Source organism: Nonomuraea sp. SBT364 (assembly GCF_001083785.1).
Lineage (GTDB): Bacteria > Actinomycetota > Actinomycetes > Streptosporangiales > Streptosporangiaceae > Nonomuraea.
Genome location: NZ_LAVL01000322.1, coordinates 1 through 2798, shown reverse-complemented (window position 1 = coordinate 2798; position 2798 = coordinate 1). Strand labels below are relative to the sequence as shown.

At 73.7% G+C, this 2798-nt stretch carries 1 protein-coding gene; it reads left to right on the top strand.

Features of this window, described 5'->3' with window-relative positions; all coding sequences use genetic code 11:
• A partial coding sequence (locus ADY59_RS47000) for an FtsK/SpoIIIE domain-containing protein (protein WP_269433701.1) occupies positions 1–2079 on the top strand: 2079 nt, incomplete at its 5' end.
• Positions 2080–2798 lie beyond the last annotated feature (719 nt).

Sequence of the window (2798 nt, the reverse complement as noted above, 5' to 3'; positions counted from 1 at the left end):
CCCATGGCCGGGCCGTACGACCCCACCCCACCCGCGGCGATCCCGAACGGCGCGACACCATCCCCGGGCTCGCCCGGCGCGACGCCGCTGACCGGACCGCCGGCCGTCACCACCTTCGTGGAGCCCTACGGATCCCGATCGCCGGGCAACCCCCGGTCCGGCGAGCTGGAACCGCTTCCCTTCGGCATGACCGACCGCCCCTGGGCTCAGGACCGGCGCCCGCTCACCCTCGACCTGGCGCACGGCGGCCACCTGCTCATCGCGGGCGCGCCCCGCAGCGGCAGGTCCACGGCCCTGCGCACCATCGCGGGCGCCATCGCCGCCTACACCCTCCCGTCGGACGTCCACGTCCACGCCATCGACTGCGGCTCCGGCGCCCTGCTCCCCCTCGTGGCGATGCCGCACTGCGGCGCCGTCGTCACCCGCGACCAACTGGACCGCGTCGAACGCCTCCTCACCCGCCTCCGTACGGAAGTCGGCCGCCGCCAGCAGCTCCTCGCGGAGGCCGGCCACGCCTCGCTGGCCGAATACCGCCAAGCCGGCCACCGCCTCCCGTGGCTGGTCCTGATGCTCGACCGCTGGGAGGGCTACGTCGCGGCGTTCGAGAACTACGACTACGGCCGGCTGCTGGAATCCCTGCTCCAGCTCCTGCGCGAGGGCCCCGCGGTGGGGCTGCGGGGCGTGGTCACCGGCGACCGCTCGTCCCTGCTCGGCCAGGTCTCGACGGTCTTCGACGACCGCCTCCTCCTGCGCCTCTCCGACCCGTCCGACTACGGCCTGGCCGGCTTCCCCCTGAAGGGCCTGCCCTCGTCCATGCCCCCCGGCCGTGCCCTGTCCATGGGCGAGCACGGCATCGTCGAGCACCAGATCGCCCTTCTCAGCCCCGACCCGGCCGGTCCCGCCCAGGTGGCCGTCCTCCAGTCCCTCGCCCGCGCCACGCCCATCCCGTCCGCCGACCACCTCACGCATCCCCACATGGCGCGCGTCCCGTCCCCTCACCCCGCCTTTGACGCGGCCCCGTCCCCGGCACCGCAGCCCAATGCCGCCCCGTACGGCAACGCTTCCCCCTCGGGCAGCACCTCGCCCCCTGGAGACGCCTCACTCCCCGGAGACGCCTCGCCCCCCGGAAGCACCTCACCCCCTGGGGGCACCCAGATCCACGGGAGCACCTCGATGCCACAGGATGCGTCGATGCCCGGGGACACTTCGGTAGCGGGTGGGGCTTCGACGCCGGACGGGGCGTCGATGTCGGAGGGGGCGTCGACGGCCGCCGACGCCTCTTCGCAGGCCCTGTCGTCCCCGAGACGTCCGGACAGCTCCCACCGCTCCGGCCCGGCCCACAAGCGGGGTGCTCCCGCGGGGCCGGGAGCGTGGCATTGGGCGGGCGAGCCACCCCTGCGCGTGGACGCCCTGCCGCTGCGCATCACCGCCGGCCAGGCACTGGCACTGGACCCGGCTTTCAGCCCGCCGTCCCCGCTCTGGGCGCTGGTGGGTGCGGGCGGCGACGCCCTCTCCCCTGTCGGCCTCGACCTGATGGCGTACGGTCCCGCGGCGGTGATCGCCGGGCCCGCGCGGTCCGGCCGATCCTCTGTCCTGATGACCGCCGCTCACTCCCTGATCGATGCGGGCACACCGGTGATCGCCATCGCGCCCAGGCGGAGCCCTCTGCGTGATCTCGACGCCGCCGTGGCCATTCTCGACGCCAACGCCACCAACCTCCAGGAGCTCGTCGCCGAACTGCGCCACTACGTCCTCCTGATCGACGACGCCGAGCTGATCAACCCGGACGGCCCCCTCGGCACCGCCCTGGAGGACCAGCTACGCACCGGCAGAGACGGCGACCACGGCCTCCTCATCGCGGGCACCACCAGCGACCTGACGGTCGCCTACCGGGGCTTCGCCGCAGAAGCCCGCAAATCGCGCACCGGCCTCCTACTGTCGGTTCAGAGCCAGGCAGACGGCGACCTGTTCACCATCCGCCTGCCGCGCGGCGTATCCGGCGGTCCCCCCGGCCGCGGCCTCCTCGTCACCACGGGGACCATCACCCCGGTCCAGGCCGCCCTTCCAGAGGGTCGCTAGAGCCCTCCCTGTCCCCCGATCCCCCGGGCCATCCCACCGCCCCACCACGAAGGCAGCACCCATCGTCAGGGGCTGTGCATCACAGCAGGGGCACCACACCACGGCAAGGGCACGGCAAGGGCACCGCATCACTGCAGGGGCACTGCAGGGGCACCGCGAGGCACCGCGGGGGCACCGCGGGGGCACCGCACCACTGCACGAGCACGGCGGGGGCGCGGCAGGGCACCGCACTACCACTGCAAGGGCATGGCGGGGGTGCTGTCGCTATGGCGTCATTGGGCGTGGAGGCGTTGGAAGTCGGTCAGGCTCTGGCGGAAGTAGGCCAAGTCGTCTGCGAGGGCGGCTTGGGCGAAGCGGTCCGGGTTCTCGTGGTAGGCCGTTCGGCCCATGTCGGTCCAGAAGGCTTCGGCCGGGGGCTCCTCGGGGGTGGCCGCTGTGGGGTCTGATCCAGGTGGTCCATCGGCCGCATGGCTGGAGGTGCCGGCCGAGGGCGGGGCGCTTCCGCTGGCACCGACGTCCGCGGGGGAGCGGGCATCCGAAGGAAACCCGACGTCCGCAGAGACGCGTCCGTCCGCAGGGAAGGGGCCGTCCGCAGGAGAGCGGGCATCCGCAGAGGACCCAGCTTCCGCAGGAGAGCGTGCGTCCGCAGAGGACCCGGCGTGCGGAAGGGGGTGGGCATCCGCAGGAGCGGCGTCCGCAGGGGGGCGGGAGGTTGAGGT